21 protein-coding genes and 1 pseudogene are annotated in these 21,308 nt (G+C 42.9%); all 22 read right to left on the reverse strand.

The annotated features are described in order from the left end of the window. The 22 genes and pseudogenes from accB to DNL43_RS00865 all read right to left on the reverse strand — a co-directional run bounded on the left by accB (position 1) and on the right by DNL43_RS00865 (position 21,291). On the reverse strand, positions 1 to 471 hold the full coding sequence (accB, locus tag DNL43_RS00760; RefSeq protein WP_054769008.1) for an acetyl-CoA carboxylase biotin carboxyl carrier protein: 471 nt from the start codon (positions 469 to 471) through the stop codon (positions 1 to 3). A 3-nt stretch (positions 472 to 474) separates the two neighbouring features. Next, positions 475 to 1,704, reverse strand: a complete 1,230-nt coding sequence (gene fabF, locus DNL43_RS00765; protein WP_156644963.1) for a beta-ketoacyl-ACP synthase II — start codon at positions 1,702 to 1,704, stop codon at positions 475 to 477. Between the two features lie 20 nt (positions 1,705 to 1,724). After that, entirely contained in the window at positions 1,725 to 2,456 is a 732-nt protein-coding gene (fabG, locus tag DNL43_RS00770) for a 3-oxoacyl-[acyl-carrier-protein] reductase (RefSeq protein ID WP_056983202.1), read from the reverse strand. Further along, positions 2,456 to 3,373, reverse strand: coding sequence for an ACP S-malonyltransferase (locus tag DNL43_RS00775; protein WP_056983203.1), 918 nt, complete (start codon positions 3,371 to 3,373; stop codon positions 2,456 to 2,458). Before DNL43_RS00775 ends, fabG begins: the two co-directional genes overlap by 1 nt. 14 nt (positions 3,374 to 3,387) lie before the next feature. Then, on the reverse strand, positions 3,388 to 3,627 hold the full coding sequence (locus DNL43_RS00780; RefSeq protein ID WP_054769009.1) for an acyl carrier protein: 240 nt from the start codon (positions 3,625 to 3,627) through the stop codon (positions 3,388 to 3,390). Positions 3,628 to 3,666: 39 nt separating this feature from the next. Beyond that, positions 3,667 to 4,647, reverse strand: a complete 981-nt coding sequence (locus DNL43_RS00785) for a beta-ketoacyl-ACP synthase III (RefSeq protein ID WP_056983205.1) — start codon at positions 4,645 to 4,647, stop codon at positions 3,667 to 3,669. Next, positions 4,644 to 5,111: a MarR family winged helix-turn-helix transcriptional regulator gene (locus tag DNL43_RS00790; RefSeq protein WP_054769010.1), complete on the reverse strand. Its 468-nt coding sequence runs from the start codon at positions 5,109 to 5,111 to the stop codon at positions 4,644 to 4,646. Before DNL43_RS00790 ends, DNL43_RS00785 begins: the two co-directional genes overlap by 4 nt. A gap of 23 nt (positions 5,112 to 5,134) precedes the next feature. Next, entirely contained in the window at positions 5,135 to 5,581 is a 447-nt protein-coding gene (fabZ, locus tag DNL43_RS00795) for a 3-hydroxyacyl-ACP dehydratase FabZ (RefSeq protein ID WP_054769011.1), read from the reverse strand. Positions 5,582 to 5,918: 337 nt separating this feature from the next. Continuing rightward, a complete protein-coding gene (locus tag DNL43_RS00800; protein ID WP_054769012.1) occupies positions 5,919 to 7,220 on the reverse strand; it encodes a pyrimidine-nucleoside phosphorylase in 1,302 nt (433 codons plus the stop codon). A gap of 101 nt (positions 7,221 to 7,321) precedes the next feature. Then, on the reverse strand, positions 7,322 to 8,269 hold the full coding sequence (locus DNL43_RS00805) for a sugar-binding transcriptional regulator (RefSeq protein WP_054769013.1): 948 nt from the start codon (positions 8,267 to 8,269) through the stop codon (positions 7,322 to 7,324). A gap of 21 nt (positions 8,270 to 8,290) precedes the next feature. Then, positions 8,291 to 9,004: a purine-nucleoside phosphorylase gene (gene deoD / locus DNL43_RS00810; RefSeq protein WP_095344806.1), complete on the reverse strand. Its 714-nt coding sequence runs from the start codon at positions 9,002 to 9,004 to the stop codon at positions 8,291 to 8,293. Between the two features lie 14 nt (positions 9,005 to 9,018). Beyond that, the gene (locus tag DNL43_RS00815; RefSeq protein ID WP_054769014.1) at positions 9,019 to 10,215 is read right to left on the reverse strand and encodes a phosphopentomutase; all 1,197 of its coding nucleotides are present in this window, start codon (positions 10,213 to 10,215) and stop codon (positions 9,019 to 9,021) included. Between the two features lie 27 nt (positions 10,216 to 10,242). Continuing rightward, positions 10,243 to 10,908 carry a deoxyribose-phosphate aldolase gene (deoC, locus tag DNL43_RS00820; RefSeq protein WP_054769015.1) on the reverse strand — a complete coding sequence of 222 codons (666 nt, stop codon included), beginning with the start codon at positions 10,906 to 10,908 and terminating at the stop codon, positions 10,243 to 10,245. 195 nt (positions 10,909 to 11,103) lie between these two features. Then, complete coding sequence (locus DNL43_RS00825; protein WP_156644965.1) at positions 11,104 to 12,006, reverse strand: glycine betaine ABC transporter substrate-binding protein; 903 nt, start codon at positions 12,004 to 12,006, stop codon at positions 11,104 to 11,106. 12 nt (positions 12,007 to 12,018) lie between these two features. Further along, a pseudogene (locus tag DNL43_RS00830) lies at positions 12,019 to 12,870 on the reverse strand (ABC transporter permease). Further along, positions 12,863 to 14,062, reverse strand: a complete 1,200-nt coding sequence (locus DNL43_RS00835) for a quaternary amine ABC transporter ATP-binding protein (protein ID WP_056983212.1) — start codon at positions 14,060 to 14,062, stop codon at positions 12,863 to 12,865. Before DNL43_RS00835 ends, DNL43_RS00830 begins: the two are co-directional and overlap by 8 nt. Positions 14,063 to 14,409: 347 nt before the next feature. After that, positions 14,410 to 15,780, reverse strand: a complete 1,371-nt coding sequence (gene rlmD / locus DNL43_RS00840) for a 23S rRNA (uracil(1939)-C(5))-methyltransferase RlmD (RefSeq protein WP_056983213.1) — start codon at positions 15,778 to 15,780, stop codon at positions 14,410 to 14,412. Between the two features lie 77 nt (positions 15,781 to 15,857). Then, a complete protein-coding gene (locus DNL43_RS00845; RefSeq protein ID WP_054769017.1) occupies positions 15,858 to 16,856 on the reverse strand; it encodes a diacylglycerol kinase in 999 nt (332 codons plus the stop codon). Between the two features lie 15 nt (positions 16,857 to 16,871). Beyond that, positions 16,872 to 18,293 carry an Asp-tRNA(Asn)/Glu-tRNA(Gln) amidotransferase subunit GatB gene (gene gatB, locus DNL43_RS00850; RefSeq protein ID WP_056983215.1) on the reverse strand — a complete coding sequence of 474 codons (1,422 nt, stop codon included), beginning with the start codon at positions 18,291 to 18,293 and terminating at the stop codon, positions 16,872 to 16,874. Then, entirely contained in the window at positions 18,293 to 19,756 is a 1,464-nt protein-coding gene (gene gatA / locus DNL43_RS00855; RefSeq protein ID WP_056983217.1) for an Asp-tRNA(Asn)/Glu-tRNA(Gln) amidotransferase subunit GatA, read from the reverse strand. The genes gatB and gatA overlap by 1 nt, the downstream gene beginning before the upstream one ends. Then, positions 19,756 to 20,067, reverse strand: coding sequence for an Asp-tRNA(Asn)/Glu-tRNA(Gln) amidotransferase subunit GatC (gene gatC, locus DNL43_RS00860; RefSeq protein WP_054769018.1), 312 nt, complete (start codon positions 20,065 to 20,067; stop codon positions 19,756 to 19,758). Before gatC ends, gatA begins: the two co-directional genes overlap by 1 nt. A gap of 81 nt (positions 20,068 to 20,148) precedes the next feature. Next, positions 20,149 to 21,291: a CamS family sex pheromone protein gene (locus tag DNL43_RS00865; protein WP_095344804.1), complete on the reverse strand. Its 1,143-nt coding sequence runs from the start codon at positions 21,289 to 21,291 to the stop codon at positions 20,149 to 20,151. Between the last annotated feature and the right edge of the window lie 17 nt (positions 21,292 to 21,308).

Raw genomic sequence — 21,308 nt, forward strand, 5'->3', positions numbered from 1 at the left:
TTACCCCTTCGTTACTTGGAAAATTGGTTGATCATATTCCACCATGCTGCCGTCTTCAACCAGAATGTTGGAAATCGTTCCGGTGACGTCACTTTTGACTTCGTTGATCATCTTCATCGCTTCAATCACACAGACCACGTCGCCTTTTTCAACGTGATCACCCTGCTTCTTGAAAGCCGGCTTATCAGGGCTTGGCGCGAAGTAAACAACACCGACCAGTGGTGCTTTGATTTCAGCAGCGTTTTGATCAACTGCCGGTTCAGATTGTGGAGCTGCCTTAGTTTCAACGCTTTGTCCATGGCCTGAACTATCAGCGTTGACAGAACCAGCTGCCGCGGAATCTTCTACGACAACATGTTCATCATCACGTTTGCTGAATTTTAATTTAAAATCGTCTTGTGCCAACTCAAAATTTTTAAGTGACGAGCGATCAAATTTATCTAATAAACGTTCAATTTCTTTTTCGTCCATGACCTAATCACACCCTTTAAATGCAATCACAGCGTTATGGCCTCCAAAACCAAAGGAGTTGCTGATAGCGTAGTTGACCTCAGCTTTTTTATTGCTTTGGTTAACCAAATCAACATCACATTCTTCGTCCTGGTTAACCACACCAACGTTGACCGGCATCTGGTTATGCTGAATAGCACCAATTGTTGCAACGGCCTCAATGGCTCCTGCAGCTCCTAATGCGTGTCCAGTCATTCCTTTAGTGCTGCTGACCTTGACGTGATCGTTATTGGCAAACACTTCACTAATGGCCTTGGCTTCGGCACTGTCGTTGGCATGGGTGCTGGTTCCGTGGGCGTTAATGTAGTCCACTTGGCTTTCGTCAATGCCGGCTTCTTTAACTGCCTGTTGCATAGCGCGCTTGGCACCCTTGCCTTCAGGATCCGGAGCGGTCATATGATAAGCGTCACTGGTGGTTCCATAGCCGACAATTTCAGCCAGGATCTTGGCACCACGGGCTTTTGCATGGTCATAATCTTCAAGAACCAAAGTTCCTGAACCTTCACCCATGACAAAGCCATTTCGATCTTTATCAAATGGAATTGAAGCTTTCTTAGGATCGGTTGCTTTTGACAAAGCAGTCAAAGCAGTGAAACCGGCAATGCCAATTTCGTTAACCGAGGCTTCTGTACCACCGGCAATCATGACTTGCGCCTTGCCCTGTTTGATATATTCAAAGGCATTTCCAATCGCATTTGTTCCTGATGAACAAGCAGTAACGATTGCCTGACTGGTATTCTTTGCATTAAAGGCAATTGAGATATTTCCCGCAGCCATGTTAATGATTGAATCCGGCACAAACAGTGGTGACACCCGTTTTGGACTCTTGTCATGCATTTTAATAACCTGTTGTTCAATGGTCGTCAAACCACCAATTCCAGATCCATAAATGACACCAAGTTCTTCGGGATCAACGCCACCATCGGCTAATCCTGCCATCTCCATGGCTTCTTTTGCAGTATACAAAGCGTATGTACAAAAGAGGTCGTTTCGTTTGGCAAACTTCTTTTCAACCCGCTTTAGGGGATCAAAGTCTTTAACTTCACCGGCAACGGTAATGCCAGTGGGTTCTGCATCAAATTTAGTGATTGGGGCAATGCCCACCTTTGACGCAAATAAATTTTTAAGAAAGCTGTCAACATCGTTGCCGATTGGAGTAACGGCTCCCATTCCTGTAATAACTACTCTGCTCATTAAATTACTCCTTCAACAATCTAGATTGTCAATCCGCCGTCAACCGTAATTACTTGACCGGTAATGTATTGGTTATGAACCAGAAATGCCACAGCATCGGCAATTTCGTCCGGTTCTGCAAATCGTTTCAACGGAATCTGATCCGTAAATTCGTTTTGACGGCGTTCACTCATTTTTTCTGTCATGTCAGTTTTGACCATGCCGGGAGCGACCGCGTTGGAACGGATTCCACGCAATGCCCCTTCTCTGGCAGCAGTCTTTGTTAAGCCAACCAAGCCGGCTTTACTTGATGAGTAATTGGCTTGGCCGAGATTTCCATGAAGGCCTGAAATGCTTGAAATATTTACAATTGCGCCCTGACGAGCCTTTTGCATAAATTTCATCGTAAATTTGGTCATGTTAAACGCACCAACCAAATTGGTATCCAATACCGCTTTAAAGTCGGCTGTCTTCATTCGGCTCAACAGCTTATCTTTGGTAATTCCTGCATTGTTGACCAACACATCAATTTGACCATGTTTTTCAACAACGGCATTAACCATCTGTTCGGCATTGGCCTCATCGGCAACGTCGCCAACTAAAACGTCGAAATCATAACCAGCATCCGTCAAAGCCTTGGTTTGTTCATCACTTAATTCATGATGGGCATTAATGACAACGGTCATTCCGTCGTCAGCAAGCCGTTTAGCGATTGACAAGCCAATTCCTTTGGCAGCACCGGTAATAAATGCGACTTTGTTTGTTTCAGTCATTATTTCACCAACTTTTTATTTGATCGAACTTGATTCAGGGTCTCAACACTATCGACATGAAATTTATCGGCATTGCAGAGAATCGTTTTGGCAAACTTCATCAGCGTGTCACCAGGGCCGATTTCAATCAAGACATCGGCGTTTAGGTTCAACAACTCTTTCAAACATTGGTTGAAATGAGTTGGATTAACCAGCTGAGCAACCAAAGTCCGCTTGACGTTAAGACGGGTAAACGGCTTAACGATCGTGTTGCTGAAAATCGGAAAGTCGGTTTCCTGAAATGACACATTTTCCAGTCGTTCTTTCAACAGGTCGCTGGCTTCCTGCATAAATGGGGTATGAGAAGCAACCGTCATTTTCAGCGGAACAACCCGTTTAATCCCATGTTCATGCAGATATTCCGTAGCAGCTTTCAAGCCTGCTTCGGATCCACCGACAACCGTTTGTGTGTCCGTGTTGTAATTGGCTGCGTATACCGGTCCCTGTTTGGAACCGACTTTACATGCTTCATCCACCACGTTTTTAGTGGCTTTCAACACGGCGGCCATTTTACCTGGATGATGCTGACCGGCCAGGTCCATGTAATGGTTTCGATCACGGACCAACGGCAGACCATCCTCAAAGCTCAAGCCGTTAGCCGCAATAATGCCGCTATATTCACCCAAGCTCAATCCGGTGCCGCCAACCGGCTTACCCAAATCATGTTCAAGAATCCGATAAATTCCTGTACTCAGGGTGACAATTGAAACTTGAGTATTTGCGGGATCATCAAAAATATTCGAATCACTCATGTCTTGCCCAAGTATCTGAGACGCTTCTTCAATTGTTTGACGGTAAATTGGCTCCTGCTGGTAGAGGTCGTGCCCCATGCCGGCAAACTGCTTGCCCTGACCGCTAAATAAATATCCTAGTTTCAATCTCTCACCCCACTTTACTTGCTTTGTTGTTTCAATACGTAATCAACTAATTCTCCAACAGTCTCCATACCTTCGTCGGTGTCAATTTCAATATCGTAAGTGTCTTCAATCTTGTCAACAACTTCAAAAATGTCCAAGCTGTCCAAATCAAGATCGTTTTTAAAGTTAGTGTCTTCTTTAACCTTGTCTGCATCTACATCTAATTGGTCCACGATAATATCTTTTACCTTGTTGAATACTTCTTCTTTAGTCATTTTAATTTCCTCCAAATTTTTATGTTTCCAGTTTTATTTTTAGTACTTAATAATCATTGTTCCAACAGTTAATCCGCCACCAAATCCGGATAGGGCAACAACATCCCCCCTTTTGATGATTTGCTTCTCAACCAACTCGGCAAACAAAATCGGTTCACTGGCTGCAGAAGTATTGCCGTATTCGTTAATGTTAAGTGGAAACTTTGTCATTGGTGCGCCCAAAGTTTCGGCAATCTTTTCAATAATCCGTTCATTGGCCTGATGCAAAACAAAATGATCGATATCGTCGACAGACATTTTTGCTTTTGCCAATGCCCGGTTGATAGATGCCGGGACATTCTTGACGGCAAACCCATAAACCCGATGACCATTCATTTTGAAGAATGGCGAATACTGCGTATCATCAGCAGCAAACGGTGACTTGACACCCACTTGACCGGCAGTCAGATACTTACCCAGATTGCCAAGCGTAGTCAGGTCTTCGGAAATAAACGTTCCGGGTTCCTGCTCATTTGAAATCAACATTCCCGCGGCGCCATCGCCAAACAGCACAGCAGTTGAACGGTCATGCCAGTCAACCAGCTTACTTAACGTTTCAGCCCCAATCACAATTGCATGCATGTTGTGATCGGCCATCAGCATTTGTCTGGCAACTTTTAATGCGTACACAAATCCTGAACAGGCGGCATCAATGTCAAACCCAATCGCGTTGGTCGCACCGATATTTCCCTGAACAATTGCACCCACTGAAGGGGTTAAATAGTCGGGAGACATCGTGGCCACGACAATCAAATCAATGTCGGTGGGCTTTAAGCCGCTTTTTTCAAGCAGCTCTTCAGCAACCTTTGTGGCCAATGAACTGGTTGTTTCATCAACGGCCACATGGCGCTGCTTGATTCCGGTCCGTTGGGTAATCCACTCATCTGAGGTATCCATCATCGTTGAAAGTTCATCGTTATCAACTACCCGATCCGGAACCGAACTGGCGGTGCTGATTATTTTGAAATCTTCAAACTTCATTTTGCCGATACCTCGTCAATAAATTCTTCCAAGTTAACCATCGCCTGTTTAATCAAATGAATTTCGTCATTATCAAAACCTTTGAGGAAGCGTTGAACCAGCAATTTATGAAAGGCGTCATGGGCACGGTATAACAGACGTCCCTTACTGGTCAGCCCCAAATTAATAATCCGATGGTCTTCCTGATTGGCAATCCGCATCACATATCCCTTACGTTCCAAAGTATTCAAATTGGCGGTTAACGTCCCTTTGCTTAATTTCAGAATGTGGGCAACCTGTGAGGTTGTTTTCCGGTCATGCAGGCCAATGGTATGAACTAGGTGAACTTCCTTCGCAGTAATGTCCTTAAAACGGCTTCGACGAATTTCACTCTCTTCAATCCGCATGATACTGTCATAAACGTTGATCAGCGACTCGTTGATAAAGTCATAGTCTTTTTTAATTTCATTACTTTGCGAATTCATTTTTAGCTCTCCTAGAATAATAATTAAATCTTCTTCTTTGGATCAGGAACGATAAATGTTAATTCAGCCGAGCAGGCAACCTTTTCGTCAACCTTGGCTTCACATTTAACTTTTCCCATGTTCTCACGTTGCTTTTCCATTGTGACGTGGAGCTTTAAGACATCCCCGGGACGAACGACCTTCCTGAACTTGGCATTATCAATCGCACCAAGATACGCGGTCTTTCCCTTGTACTTTTCAGTTTTCAAAATCAAGATTGAAGCTGCCTGAGCCAAAGATTCAATAATCAAAACACCGGGCATAACAGGATTTCCAGGGAAATGGCCTTGGAAAAACTCCTCGTTAATTGTGACGTTCTTTGTAACAACAATTGACTCACCAGGATTTAATTCATCAACCTTATCCATAAACAAAATTGGATACCGGTTGGGGATCAAATCCATAATTTCAGATGCATCTAATACACTCATTGATTTCTTCCTTTCACTTACAGGGTGGTAAATCATGATTGAAATTAGTTCGACTATCAAACTATTAGCCTAGAACAAATTTCTAAAAATCACACTTACCCATGTTCTTTTCGGAACACACAACATGATAACCTAATTTAGTTCGAATATCAAACTAAATATTGATACTACCTGTTGCTTAGTTGGATTCTACTCATTATCAACATGTGAGTCAAGAGAGCTCATTTAATAAAACTAGGTATGGTTGGAACGCTGAACAGGCCAATTGATTCGTTTAAAAGAACCCCAAAAAAGCTGTCGGCAAACATTGACCGACAGCTTTCTTCTCAATTAAAATCTATTCAATTGTTTCATAAATCAAAGTTGGCTTTTCAGCATGGTCGGAAATTTCAATATTGTTATATAGAAGTTTCTTAATGTCGTCAACATTGTCACGGTTGCTGTAAATGGTTAACAACGACTCGCCCAACTTCACTTCGTCACCAATCTTTTTATGAAGCATAATGCCGACTGAGTAATCTAATTGATCATCCGCTTTTTGTCGGCCGCCGCCTAACAGCATGCTGGCAACCCCAACTTCGTCAGCAACAATCTTTGAAACAACTCCGGCTGATTTGGCAGGCAATTCAATCCGGTATTTGGCTTGTGGAAGAACCTTTTCAGGATCGTCGACAACCGTGGGATCACCACCCTGATCCGCAATCATTGCTCTAAAGCGATCCAATGCCTGGCCATTATGAATGACATCTTCACACAACTTTTGGCCTTCTTCGGTTGACTGAGCTTTTCCGCCCATAACAGCCATATAGCCGCCAATATCAACAATCAATTTTTCAAGATCTGCCGGACCGTTACCTTTCAGCAAATCAATTGATTCTTGAATTTCAAGTGAGTTGCCAATGGCGTCACCCAAAGGCTGATTCATGTCGGTAATCATTGCCATGCACTGCATGCCGACGCCTTTGCCGATTCCTACCAGCGCTTTGGCTAAAGCCCGTGACTCGTCAAGGGTCTTCATAAATGCACCGGCACCCGTTTTCACATCAATCACGAGTGCATCAGCTCCTGAAGCAATCTTCTTACTCATGATGGAACTGGCGATTAGCGGAATCGAATCAACTGTATCGGTCACATCTCTGAGGGCATAGATTTTCTTATCGGCAGGCGCAATATTCCCCGTTGCACCAATGATTGCCAATTGATCTTTTTTCACCTGATCGATAAAGTCTTTTTCACTAATTTCAACTTGATAGCCTGGAATTGCTTCCAACTTGTCCAGTGTCCCACCAGTATGACCTAAGCCACGGCCGGAAATCATCGGTACCGGAATTCCCAGTGCGGCAACGACGGCTGCCAAAGGAATACTGGTTTTATCACCTACCCCACCAGTTGAATGTTTATCAACCTTAACACCGGGAATGTCGCTCAAGTCCAGATGGTCACCGGACTTCATCATGGCCATGGTTAACTTCGCCTGTTCCTCACTTGTCATCCCTTGAAAAAAGATTGCCATCAATAACGCACTGATTTGGTAATCAGGGATTTCTCCGGAAACAACGCCGTCAACGAAAAATTGAATCTGCTCATCTGTTAATTGATTGCCTGCTCGTTTAGCATGAATCACATCGACCATTCTCATTTTGAGTCCCCCTTTAATCGCTTTTGTAAAAATGTTTTCAAATATTTATTTAGAAAAGCTCAATCCTTCATCAATAAAAGGTGTTGGATTGAGCTTTGTTGTTAATAATCAAGTAAAAGTTGCGCCAGACTTTGATCCAAAATCGCACAGTTGGTGTAGTGGGCTGTCAATGCAGCGTGAACTGCAGCCACTTTCCGGTTTCCGGTTGCCACCAAAATTGCATGTTTCTTTTTCTTAAGTTCGTCCAACTCAATACCAATCGTTCGATCATCAATCTCTTTTGAAACAATTTTGCCCTCGGCGTCAACAAACCGCGAAAAGATATCGCCAATTGCCAACTGCTGAATTTCAGCTTTCTCTTGTTCATTAAAGTAGCCCAGTTGGAAAATCAAGGCCTTTGATCTCACGGTTCCCACCGTGAACAACGCAACGTTGGCTTGGCGGCCAAGGTCAAGAATATGCTTGATGTGTCGATCACTCTCGACCATATCCTTCGTGACTTTATTATCAAAAATGACTGGGAGTGGCAAGTATTCCGGATGTGTCCGATAGGCCAGCGCCAACTCGTTCACACTTTCATACGCCCAGGTCTTCTCCTGGGAGTGGCTCATGCTTCCCTTAAGCTGAACCACCTGCACGCCGGAAACATCCTGTTCTTCCAATTGTTTGGTGACTGAATGGATGGTTGCTCCCCAGCCGATTCCGATAATATCCCCGGGCTGAACGGTTGCTGCCAGAAAATCGGCTGTATAACGGCCAACCCCATTTAAAATGGTGGTTGCCCCACCGTAATTATTCGGCACAACGTGGAATTCAACCCCATACTTATCACCAAGCTGCTGTGACAAAACTTGAGAATCGACCAATGGATTAACAATCTGAATTTTTACCAAACCGTTATCTTTTGCGTATTGAAGGAGACGCGATACCGTCGGCCGGGAGACCCCGAGCTTTTTGGCAATTTCGATTTGACTTAAATTATCTTGAAAATAGGCTTCGGCCACCCGCAAGCTTTGCTTGAGTTTTGTGACGTCCTTGATTTCATCCATGTGATCGCTCCAATTACTCTTTTATTTCATATTGTTAATAGCTGTTTCCAATGACAATCTTGCCATTTCATCAAACGACGTTTCACGCTCTTTGGCTGAGAGGGCCTCACCAGTTAATAAATGATCGCTCACGGTGAGAATTGTCAATGCTCGAACGTGATACTTGGCTGCCAGCAGGTAAAGTCCGGAAGTTTCCATTTCGGTTGCCAACACACCGTAATCAATCAGTTTGTGAATGTCCAGCTCGTCATTGTAGAATCGGTCAGCGGCAAAGATGTTGCCGACTTTTGTATTAATCCCCATCTTTTCAGCGGTGTGGTAAGCCGAATCCAGCAATCCAAAATCTGCAATTGGTGAATAATAGATGCCAGGGCCAAAAGTGTTTTGAATGATGGACGAATCGGTTGTTCCTGACTGGCCGAGAATAACATCCCGAATTTTAACATCCGGGCTCATGCCACCACATGAACCAACTCGATAGATGGTTTTTACCCCATATTCTTTGATCAGTTCCGTGGTGTAAATTGCCAACGATGGGATTCCCATTCCTGACCCTTGAACCGAAAGTCGTTTGCCTTTATAGGTTCCGGTGTAGCCAAACATGTTACGGACTTCGCTATAACGAACCGGATTATCCAAATAGGTTTCCGCAATAAATTTTGCTCTTAGTGGGTCACCAGGCATTAAAACAGTGTCAGCAATTTCACCAGGTTTTGCGCCAATGTGTGTACTCATATGATTGCCTCCGTTTATTTCAGATCGGCCAGAAAGCTTGTGCCGACTCCATTTCCTTTAACGTCAAAGTTATCAAGGACCGTTGCTCCAAAATCAGCAAAAGTCTTGCGGACCCCCAGGCTGTCACCCGTCTTCATCGATGGTGAGTAAGCCAGAATTGGGACCATTTCTCTGGTGTGGTCGGTTCCCTTAAAGCCGGGATCATTTCCATGGTCGGCAGTGATCAACAATAAGTCGTCATCCTTAAGGTTCTTTAAAACCGTGCCCAGTCGTTTGTCGAAGTCCATCAAGGCCTCACCGAAGCCAATTGGATTTCGACGGTGACCATACATTGCATCGAAGTCGACCAGATTGGTAAAGCAAAATCCGGTGAAGTCTTCTGCCATCACATGATCAACGTGATCCATGCCATCCATATTACTTTCGTTATGGTAGCCTTTGTCGATCCCATGGCCGGAGAAAATATCATTAATCTTGCCAATACCCACGGTATGAACGCCGGCTTTCTGCAGGTAATCCAAGTCAGTCAGACCAGTTGGTTCCAAAGTAAAATCATGCCGGTTGGCAGTTCGAGTAAAGTGATCTTTATCCGGGCCAACGTAAGGGCGGGCAATAATCCGACCAACGGTGTATTCCGGGCCATTAACCAAAGTTCTGGCATACTCACAAATCTTATACAATTCCTTGAGTGGAATCACATCTTCATGAGCAGCGATTTGGAGAACCGAGTCACCTGAAGTATAGACGATCAGGTCGCCGGTCTTCATTTGTTGTTCACCTAATTCAGCAATAATCTTGGTGCCGGATTCAGGACGATTACCAATGATTTTACGTCCCGAAAATTCTTCAAGCTTTTTGAGAATATCTTCAGGAAATCCGTTTGGAAATGTATTCAGCGGTTTTTGAACCGGCAGCCCCATCATTTCCCAGTGGCCATCCATACTGTCTTTGCCGGCTGAAGTTTCCTGCATTTTGCCATAGTAGCCAATCGGAGCGTCAACCTTGTCGACACCCTCGATCGGTGTTTGGCGCAAGTTGGAAATGCCTAATTTCTGCAGATTTGGAATGTTTAATTTTCCTTTATAAGCCTCGCCAACATGTCCCAGAGTATCTGAGCCAACATCGTCAAACTTGGCTGCGTCCGGTGCTTCCCCAGTACCGACCGAGTCCATTACAATTCCAAAGATTCGTTTGTATTTTTCAACTGTCATCGAAATACCTCCCCTAAGACTGGTAACCTAAGATAAAATCTTGGTCGTTGCGCTGACTCCCAATCGACTTGCACCGGCACCAATCATTGCCAGAGCTTCTTCACGGGAATGAATGCCACCGGATGCTTTAACACCCAGCTTGGAACCAACTGTCTTTCTCATTAATTCAACGTTATGAAGAGTTGCTCCCTCGGAACTGAACCCGGTTGATGTCTTCACATAATCGGCACCTGCATTTTCTGAAGCATGACATGCTTTAACAATTTGATCATCATTCAGGAATGAAGTTTCGAAAATTACTTTTAACATTTTGTTCTTGGCATGAACAGCTTCTGCCACTGCTTGAATGTCGGCAGTTACATAATCAAGATTGTCACCAATTAACTCACCAACGTTTAAAACCATGTCGATTTCTTCCGCGCCATCATCAATTGCGGTAATGGCTTCATAAACTTTCGTCTCAGTGTTGGTGGCTCCTAATGGGAAGCCGACAACAGTAATCGGTTTAACCGTCGTGTCCTTCAGAAGCTCTGCAGCTAGAGGAATCCAGTGTGAGTTAATGCAGACAGAAGCAGTATTGTACTTGATCGCTTCTTCACAGGTCTGACGAATGCTGGCCTCAGTTGCGTCTGGCTTTAAGTTTGTGTGGTCTAAATATTTCGCTAATTGAGCGGTCGTTAGTTGTTTTGTCATGGTAATGTAACCCCTTTCATTTCTTTATAGGGATAGTTTACAGGAAAGCAGAACATATGTAAAGAGGTTTGATGAAATTTTGTTCTATCCTGTGAAATAGTGAGCGTTGTATATAAAAGGAACCCCCGATGCCAGTGACATCGGGGGATAAACAAGAATCAATTTGATATTTTATTTGGTCCGAAGATCAATTTTTCACTTTAAATCTTCGATTGTATTGATATTCTTCATATAAGTTGGGACGGCAAGACCAACCTTGGCGCCATGGAGATTGACACCTAAATCATCAAACTTGCCCTTATAGTCTTTGTAGTAAAGTCCTTGGGTTGTTGGCAACCAAGCGCTGACCATTCCGTCAGCGGCACTTGTGGCAATTGAAGCCCACAATGGCTGAACTTCCATTGCTTGGATCTCAACTTTATAACCCAGAGAACGGAGCACATTCGCAACAACGTTGGTCGAAGCGATTTCTGAATCCCAGGCAACATATGTTAACTTGATCGATTGTCCGTGAACATGTTTGATGCCTTTAGTCCAAGTACCAACCTGCTTTGGGTTTACCTTAATCCACTCTTTGGCAGCCTTATGCGGATCTTCACCATTGTTGACTTTAAGCATCACATCAGCCATTTGTTTGGGCTTCCAGTTGAAGCGGTTCAACATTTCGTAAGCCTCGGGCTTATCTTGTTTCAGGCCTTTTCGAACGATGGTGTGAATATCCTCTGCTTTACCATAAACGTTCTTTGGATCCTTCAAGAACTTCAAGTTGTACTTCGTGAACATCCAGTGCGGTGTCCACCCGGTAACAACAATCGGTTGGTGATTTTTAATTGCTTTGCCCAGGGTACTGGTCATAGCAGCGGTAGAGCTGGTTTGCAACTGCCATTTATCGTCGTTCAGTCCATAAGCTTTCATGGCTTTTTGGGTACTGGACATGATCCCGGCGCCCGCTTCAATCCCAGTAATCGTGTAGTTAATCTGTTTGCCAAGGCTCTCATTGGGATTGTACTTGGCCGGCTTACTGCCACAGCCTGACAGGAGAATTATCGAGAAGAACAACGCAACTGTTAAGAGAAATTTATTGTTGATTTTTCGCATAATAACCCCTTTCTATGACTTAGGGACTTTGGTTCGGTTAATCGCTTGGGTAATCCGGTCAAGAATGATGGCAAGGATAACAATTGCCAAACCAGCGGCGAATCCACCACCAGCATCATTTCGACCAACCGCAAAGTAGACCTTGTTTCCAAGACCCATTGCACCAATCATTGAGGCAATAACCACCATCGAAAGTGACAGCATCATGCTTTGATTGACGCCGGCCATCAACGTTGATTTAGCCAGTGGCAGCTGAACTTTAAACAGCTTTTACCACCCGGTTGAACCATATGAATCCGCAGCCTCTATCAAATCATTGGGTACTTGACGAATCCCCAAGTTGGTCATTCGAACTGTCGGTGGCATTGCGAAAATCACAGAGGCAATGACCCCTGGGACCATTCCGATACCAAAGAATGCAACGGCTGGAATTAAATAAGCAAAGGCTGGCATTGTCTGCATGAAATCCAAAATCGGCTTATTAATCACCGCAAATACCCTTGATTTAGCCATCCAAATACCAAGTGGTACACCAATCACTAACGCAATCAGGCTGGATGTGAGAACCAACGTCAAGGTTTGGGTCATGTCACGCCAAAATCTCTGGTTCCAAATGTACAACAGACCAATCGCTTCAAAGATCAATAAAGTCCAGTGCTTGGTGTTTCGATTTAACCAGTACGTGGCACCCAGAACAAGTAACATGAACAGCCAGATTGGCAGGACATCAAAGACCCATTGAAAACCACTGATAATGCCACCAATGAAGTTGGTCACACCATTGAAGAAGCCTTCGAATCCGGCCAGCCAGTCAACAAACTTATCAATCCAGGATGAAACTGGTAATTGAGGAATGTTATTCATCTTCTGTCACCTCATTTCCTGAAATGGCACCCAACACAGCACCACGGATGATGATTCCCAATAAATGATGGTTCTCGTCAACCACCGCAAAGGGAATCGGGGTCTGAGAGATTGTTTCCATGATTTGCGTAATCGGAGTATCCGGTGATGTGGTTGGCACATCAGTTTGGACAACCGACATCAAATCAGGATTTTTCTGTTTAATGAGTCCCATCACGTGGTCGGCGTCAGCAACCCCCACAAACTCACGCTTGCTATTCACAACGTAAACAGAAGAAATTTCATTTTCACGCATTCTACGCATGGCAATTCTTGGACCATCTTTATCAATGTTGACAAAGGTGGGTCGAATCATAACGTTAGCCGCGGTTAAGACCTTGGTCCGGTCAACATCCTCGATGAATTTTTCAACATACGCATCGGCAGGTTGAGTCAGGATCTCTTCAGGGGTTCCTGTCTGAACAATCTCACCGTCTTTCATGATCATAATTCGATCACCAATACGCAAAGCTTCATTTAAATCGTGAGAAATAAAAACGATGGTCTTATGAAGATTTTCCTGTAAATCCAGTAATTCATCCTGCATATCTTTTCGGTTCAACGGATCAAGGGCGGAAAAGGCCTCATCCATCAACAGGATTTGCGAATCGTTGGCTAATGCTCTGGCCAAGCCAACCCGCTGCTGCATCCCACCGGATAACTGGGTTGGATATTGATCGTCATAGCCATGAAGGCCAACAAGTTCCAACGCATCGTGGGCCTTCTTCAGACGCTCATCTTTATCAACGCCCTTAACTTCCAATCCATAAGCCGTATTTTCAATGATTGTCCGGTTAGGAAACAGTGCAAAGTTTTGAAAGACCATGCTCATCTTATTGCGACGAACATTCAGCAATTCTTTTTTGCTCAAATCTGTTAAATTTTCACCATCAATCAACACTTTACCTGAAGTAGGTTCAATTAAACGGTTGATCATTCGAATCATCGTCGACTTACCACTTCCTGATAACCCCATGATTACGAAGATTTCACCATCATTGACCTCAAAGTTGGCATCGTTAACACCAACCGTTGCACCGACTGATTTTAAGATTTCAGCCTTTGACTTACCCTGCTTTAATAATTCTTGAGCCCGTGAAATTCGCCGGCCAAAAATTTTGGTAAGATGTTGCACTTGTAATTTTGCTGTCATGTGCCCCTCCTTATCAATACTCGTAATAAATAAAAATCAACCACTCACGGCCACAAGATGTGCGGCTGCAAGTAATTGAACGACATATAAAACCTTAACAAATATTAAGAGTACTTTCAAATGATTAGCACAACAGCAAGGATCTACAATTTAAGAGGTGTAACCGATTTGATCCTTGATATGATAAAGAACTAAGCCGTTTGGCGATGGCTCACGCTGATTAGTTGCCAGGGTTGCTACTTTTACTTTCACAATGGGATTTCCAGCACGTTTTATAAAATAATTCAACTTTTTTGATTTGAGGCACAAAAAAACGCCAAAATTCAAGGAATTTTGACGTTCGTCGGTTACTTTTGACGTTCCAAAACGGTAATTGATTCAACGTGCACAGTTTGCGGGAATTGATCGACCGGCTGAATTGGTTGATTAACCTCATAGCCTTGGTCAGAGAACAATTTGACATCTCGTACCAACGTTGCGGGGTTGCATGAAACGTAAACCACGCGCTTAGGCTGCATCTTAACCACACTGTCAATCAAGCTGGCGTCAAGGCCCTTACGTGGTGGATCAACAGAAATGACATCAGGCTTTAAGCCATCTTCCTGCCATTTAGCCATCTGATCCTCAGCCTTTGCGGCAACAAAATGAACATTGGTTAAATCATTCAGCTTAGCGTTCTTTTTAGCATCTTCAACAGCTTCGGGAACAATTTCAACCCCATAAACCTGTTTGGCAATGCGAGCCATTGAAAGAGAAATCGTTCCAATCCCACAATAAGCATCGATCACAACGTCGTCAGCTGATAAATCAGCCTTCTTAGTTGCCAAATCATAGAGCTTCTCAGTCTGAACGGGATTGACCTGATAAAACGAGCTTGCAGAAATATTAAACTTCAAGCCTAACAGGGTATCTTCAATGGTACTCTTTCCGGCCAACACCTTGTTCTTCTTGCCCATCAGAGCATTTGTCTTTTGCGGATTAACGTTTTGAACAATACTCTTTACTTCCGGCAACGACTTCGTAATCTCGGCGATAATTTCACCACTGCTTGGTAATTTTTCAGTCCGGGTAATTAAAACAATCATCATCTCGTGAGAATAATGGCCACGACGCACCATGATGTTTCGAACAACACCCTTGTTAGATTCTTCATCATATGGTTGAACTCGGAATTTACGAAGGATATCACGAACAACGACAATTGCTTCATCAATCTTAGGATCTTGAATATAGAAGTCCTCAATTGGTACCAAATCATGAGAATGTTTGCGGTAAAATCCTGTTTGGAGCTTGCCGTTAATCATTCTCACTGGAATTTGAGCCTTGTTACGGTAATGAGTTGGATCATCCATCCCGATTGTCGGATCCACTTTAACATCCAACTTCATTTTACTGAAGTCAACTTCAATTTGATGTTGCTTAAACTTCAGCTGAGCATCGTATTTCAAATGCTGCAGAGGGGCAATTCCAGTTTGAGTATAGGCTTTATCCACCAACTCAACCCGGTCCTTGCTCTTCTTGTTGATTTTGACAACTCGGCCAAAAGCAAAGTTCTTCTTAACCTTGATGACCTTCATTGTCACATTTTCAGTGGGAAGGGCATTCTCAATAAAGATTGGGAAATCATCAATCTTGGCAACTCCCAAGCCTTGATAGGTCAAATCGCTAATATCAACGTCATAATTCTGGTTTTTTTCTACTGGTACTGATTTTTTCATTTATTCACCTTTTTAATCTTAGAAACAAAAATTGCGAAACGAAAACTTTCGTAACGCAATTATAACATCTTATTAAACTATTCTTTATCTGGTAGTTTGTCAACGCCTTTGACGAAGTTCTTTTCGACTCTCTTCATCTCGTTGGTTTCATCCGAGTAAGCGTCATCTGGGATTTCATCCGTGTTGGCAAAGAATTCAATGTGCTGCTTAAGATCAACGAAGGTCATCGGTGCGTCACCGCCATATTCACCATCCAAATTGATCTGCATGCGATCATTGACTGGTTTAGCTGTGACCTTGCGAACCTTTTTATAAATAATTCTGGGATCATCCACATGGCGACCGCCATTAAGGACTTTCGAAGCCAGATGAAGGATTTCTACCAAGTTACTGGTTTTAACAATAATCAAGGTGAACTTTCCATCATCCAAAGAGGCATCCGGCACAATTTGTTCGAAACCACCAACTGAATTGGTCAGCGCCAAGAAGAACATTGATGCTTTACCTTTAAATTCTTCATCGTCGTATTTCAAATCCATCTCAATTGGCTTAATTCGGGGCAATAGTTCTGCTCCACGAACCAGGTAGGCCAAATAGCCAAAGAAGGTCTTTAAGTCCGAAGGAACATCATAGGTTAACTCGGTTAACAAGCCACCGGCAGCAATGTTGATAAAGTAATTGTCACCTGCGCGGCCGATATCCATTCGAATCGTTTGATCTTTTAAGACAACCTTGGCAGCCTCTACCGGATCTTCTCTTGGAATATGCAATGCACGAGCATAATCATTGGTGGTTCCGGCAGGAATAATCGCCATCTTGGGGCGTTTCTTTAATGGTGCAATCCCATTAACGACCTCATTAATCGTTCCATCCCCGCCTGCGGCAACTACCAATTCAAATCCATCTTCAGCAGCTCGACGCGCTTCGTTTTTGGCAGAGTCTTTGGCAGGAGTTGTTGCATAAGCGCTGGTTTCATAACCAGCCTGCTCAAAAATATTTAAAATATCGACTAACTTTTGCTTGAGAAGCTCTCTTCCCGAAGTGGGGTTATAAATAACCCGGGCCCGTTTTCGCATATTTATCCTGACTTTCTATTTACTCATTGAATCTTTTAGCATTTTGTTAATAACTTGTGGGTTAGCTTTCCCATGGGTCTGTTTCATAATCTGACCAACCAAGTAACCGATAGCACGATCTTTACCATTATGGAAATCTTCAACTGATTGAGGGTTGGCAGCAACCACTTCATCAACAATTGGTTGAAGCTTGGCAGGATCTGATAATTGAACCATTCCTTTTTCTTCAACAAACTTCTTAGGCTCTTCACCTTTGGTAATGGCTTTGAAGACTTTCTTAGCCATCTTTGATGAAATAGTGCCATCAGTAATTAATTTGATCATTGTTGCCAAATGTTCTGGTGTAATCTTGGTGTCCTGCAATTCAACCTGGTTGTCGTTCATGTAGGCATTGACATCACCTTGCAGGTAGTTGGCAGCCAACTTGGCAGCCGCACCGGCAGCAATCATCTTATCGAAGAAGTCGGACATTTCCTTGGTCTGGGTGATAACCATTGCATCGTAATCGGTAATTCCCAATTCATTGACATAGCGTTCACGACGCTTGGCAGGTGGTTCTGGAAGTTCTTTTGCAATCGAATCGATCCAGTCTTGTGAAATAGTCAATGCTGGTAAATCTGGTTCTGGGAAGTAACGGTAGTCATCGGAACCTTCCTTAACACGCATCAATTCCGTTTGACCAGTTGTTTCATCAAAACGTCGGGTTTCTTGCTGAATAGTCCCACCGGACATAATAACTCGTTGTTGACGTTGTTCTTCATATTCAAGACTCTTTTTGACATAGTTGAATGAATTAATGTTTTTCATTTCAACTTTGGTACCAAATTCTTTTTGTCCAACTGGTCGAATAGAAATGTTGGTATCAACTCGCATTGATCCCTCTTCCATTTTGACATCGGAAATCCCAGTAAACTGGACAATTTGACGTAATTGTTCCAAATAAGCGTATGCTTCATCAGGTGAAGTAATATCTGGTTTTGATACGATTTCAATTAAAGGTGTGCCTTGACGGTTTAAATCAACGAATGAATGCTCAGATTCATGAGTGTTCTTTCCGGCATCCTCTTCAATATGCATTTCTGCAATTCCAATTTTCTTCTTTTGGCCGTCAACTTCTACCTCAACCCAACCATCATGAGCAATTGGTTTCTCAGATTGAGTGATCTGATAAGCTTTTGGATTATCAGGATAGAAATAGTTTTTTCGATCAAAGTGGGGATTTTTTTCAATTGTGGCATGTAATGCCAAGCCAGCCATAATTCCGTCATGAACAACGCCTTTATTAGTGGTTGGCAAGACACCAGGATATCCCCAATCAATCACGTTGGTGTTTGAGTTGGGTTCGTCACCAAATTCTACAGGAGAAGGACTAAAGATTTTAGAGTGGGTCTTTAACTCCACGTGCACTTCAAGCCCGATAGTGGTTTCAAAATTCATTAGTTATTTCCTCCCATCTTGGGTGTTTGCTTACCAAAGTCAGTATTTTGTTCGAATGCATTTCCGGCTTGGTAAATTGTTGATTCGTCAAATGGTCGGCCAATTAGTTGAACACCTACAGGCAAGCCGTTTGAGAATCCAGCTGGAATTGACATTCCTGGCAGCCCTGCAAGGTTAACAGGAAGTGTCAATACATCATTCATATACATCGTCATTGGGTCAGAAACATCTTCACCAATACCATAAGCAGGAGTTGGTGCAGTTGGTGCCAAGATCAAATCATAATCTTTAAATACTTTAGTAAAGTCATTAATCATCAGAGTTCGAACTTGAGCAGCTTTCTTGAAGTATGCGTCATAAAATCCAGCTGAAAGTGAGAATGTTCCTAACATAATACGACGTTTTACTTCATCCCCAAACCCTTCGGAACGAGATTTAACGTAAAGGTCATCAAGATTTTTAATATTCTCTGCTCGACGGCCGTAACGGATACCATCGAATCGTTGAAGGTTTGATGAAGCTTCAGATGAAGAAATAATGTAATAAGCTGCAACACCGTACTTGGTATGTGGCAACGAAACTTCTTCAACAGTTGCACCAAGCTTTTTAAATGTATCAGCGGTATTTAAAACAGTTTGTTTAACATCATCATCAAGCCCTTGGGCCATGAATTCACTTGGAATTCCAATCTTTAGTCTTTTTACGCCCTTATCAAGATTACTGGTAAAGTCCGGAACTTCTTTAGTTGATGAGGTTAAGTCGTGCTTATCGTGACCGGCGATGGCATTCAATACAGTCGCATTGTCGAAAACGTTACGGGTAATCGGTCCGATTTGATCCAAACTTGAACCAAAGGCAATTAATCCCCAACGAGAAACCCGGCCATAAGTTGGCTTCATTCCAACCACCCCATTAAATGAGGCTGGTTGACGAATAGAGCCACCAGTATCTGATCCCAAGGCTGCTAAGACTTCACCGGCGGCAACAGCTGCTGCTGAACCACCTGACGAACCACCAGGAACTTTAGTTGTATCCCAAGGATTATGGGTCACTTTAAAAGCTGAATTTTCAGTAGAACCACCCATGGCAAATTCATCCATGTTTGTTTTACCAACATTGATGGTATCAAGATCCTGTAATTTTTTAACGGCGGTTGCATCAAAAATTGGTTTGAAGTTTTCCAAAATTTTTGAAGCTGCAGTCGTTTTCAAGCCTTTTGTAACCATATTGTCTTTGATAGCAATCGGCATGCCTGACAATAAGTTGTCGGAATCAATACCTTTTTCATCAATTTCAGATGCTTTCTTCAAAGCACCCTCGTCGTCAACAGTTAAGAAGGCATTGATGTCACCATCAACCTTTTTAATGTTATCAAGAGTTTGTTGAGTGAGATCTTTTGCTGAAATTTCTTTATTGACGAGCTTTTCGTGGATACTCTTGAGTGATTGATTAAAATAATTCATTATTCATTTTCCCCACTTTCATCAATAATGGTTGGCACTCTGATGTAGCCATCGGCTGTATCAGGTGCATTATCAAGAAGTGCTTGGCGTTGATGCCAGTCTTCGGCAACATCGTCTCTCATAACGTTAATTTGGTCAGTTACACTACTTGTGGGTTCAACACCGTCAGTGTCAACCTCACTCAATGTTTCAAACAAACCAATAATTTGATCCAGCTGGGTCGTGAAATATGGCAGTTGATCATCGGCAATCTTTAATTTTGCCAATTCAGCAACGTGTTTTACTTGATCCTCGGAGATCTTTTCAGTCATTGAAATCCTTCTCTCTTCTGAATGTCCAAAATTTAATAACAACAATAATTTTACCATAGAAATAATGGCATTTTTTAAAAATTAATAACTATTGAAAATATGAGCCGAGAATTTCTTCTCATTCTGTTTCCGACTCAAGAAACTTTGAATGCCTTCCGTCGATGAAACAGTGATGTCAATTGGTGCATTTGCCGGCAAGTATCGTTGAGCGGCATTTTGAATATATTGGGTAAAACTGATAATTTCAGTCTGGCTATAAAATTGGGTGGTAATACTGATATTCATCCCGCTCAATGAGCCATCCGTGTATTGTGCCTGAGCAGTTACCCCACTCAAGTTCGGGAAGAAGCCCTGAATTTCGGATTTGAAATTATCAAATGAATCGGCATCATTTTGGCTTGGGCCTTTTTTAGATGATTGCAGTGGAAATACATAGTTCTTCTGATTAATCTTATTCCACTTGGCAACTTTGGTTTCACCATCGTCATTTACCGAATAAGCAAAGAAGTTTCCACCAACCAGACTGTCATCAGATGCCTGCTTGTACAACGCAATGATAATTGGAATGTTCTTCAAAGATTTGCGCTGTCGCAGCCGTTTGATAACCTGGTTGGCAATCGCCTTTCCGTGCTTTTTAACTTGAGCATTCGAAATGTTCGTTTGATAAGTAGGACCATAGGCGGTTTTCTTATAGTAATCAACCGAGTTGATTCCCAAACCAATGGTCATTCCGGATAATCGAAGTGATTTACCGCTTTGGGTCATGAAATCCTGTTCATCAATTTGAGAAAGATAAACCGGGTTTCTGGTATTTGGACTGGTTGACTTTGATTTAACCGGATTTAAGCCCTTGGGATTGGATTTGGACTTTCTATCCAGCCAATTTTCAACTGTACTGGTTGAAAGATATTGGCCTTCTTGGAAAACATACTTTTTAGTTGAAAATTCTTTTTTCGAGATATCCAAAAGCCCATTTTCAAATCCTTTGATGTTAAATTGGTTGGACTCTTGTGAAACACTAACGCCACGGGACTTACTGGTTTGGTAACGGCCATTTTTAATAACTCCCTGGTAGTAATCAGTGTTGGTCTGGCCGGTTAACTGGGTCTTCGACTTTGATCCACTTGAGTTACTCGTATCTTTTGATAAATTATCAACGCTCCCACACGCTGCCAGCATGAATCCTGACAGAATGATTGAAATTCCCAGGATAATTTTTTTCACGATTCGTTCCTCCATTG

This window comes from Lentilactobacillus kefiri, assembly GCF_009739535.1.
In the GTDB taxonomy this organism is placed as follows: Bacteria; Bacillota; Bacilli; order Lactobacillales; family Lactobacillaceae; genus Lentilactobacillus; species Lentilactobacillus kefiri.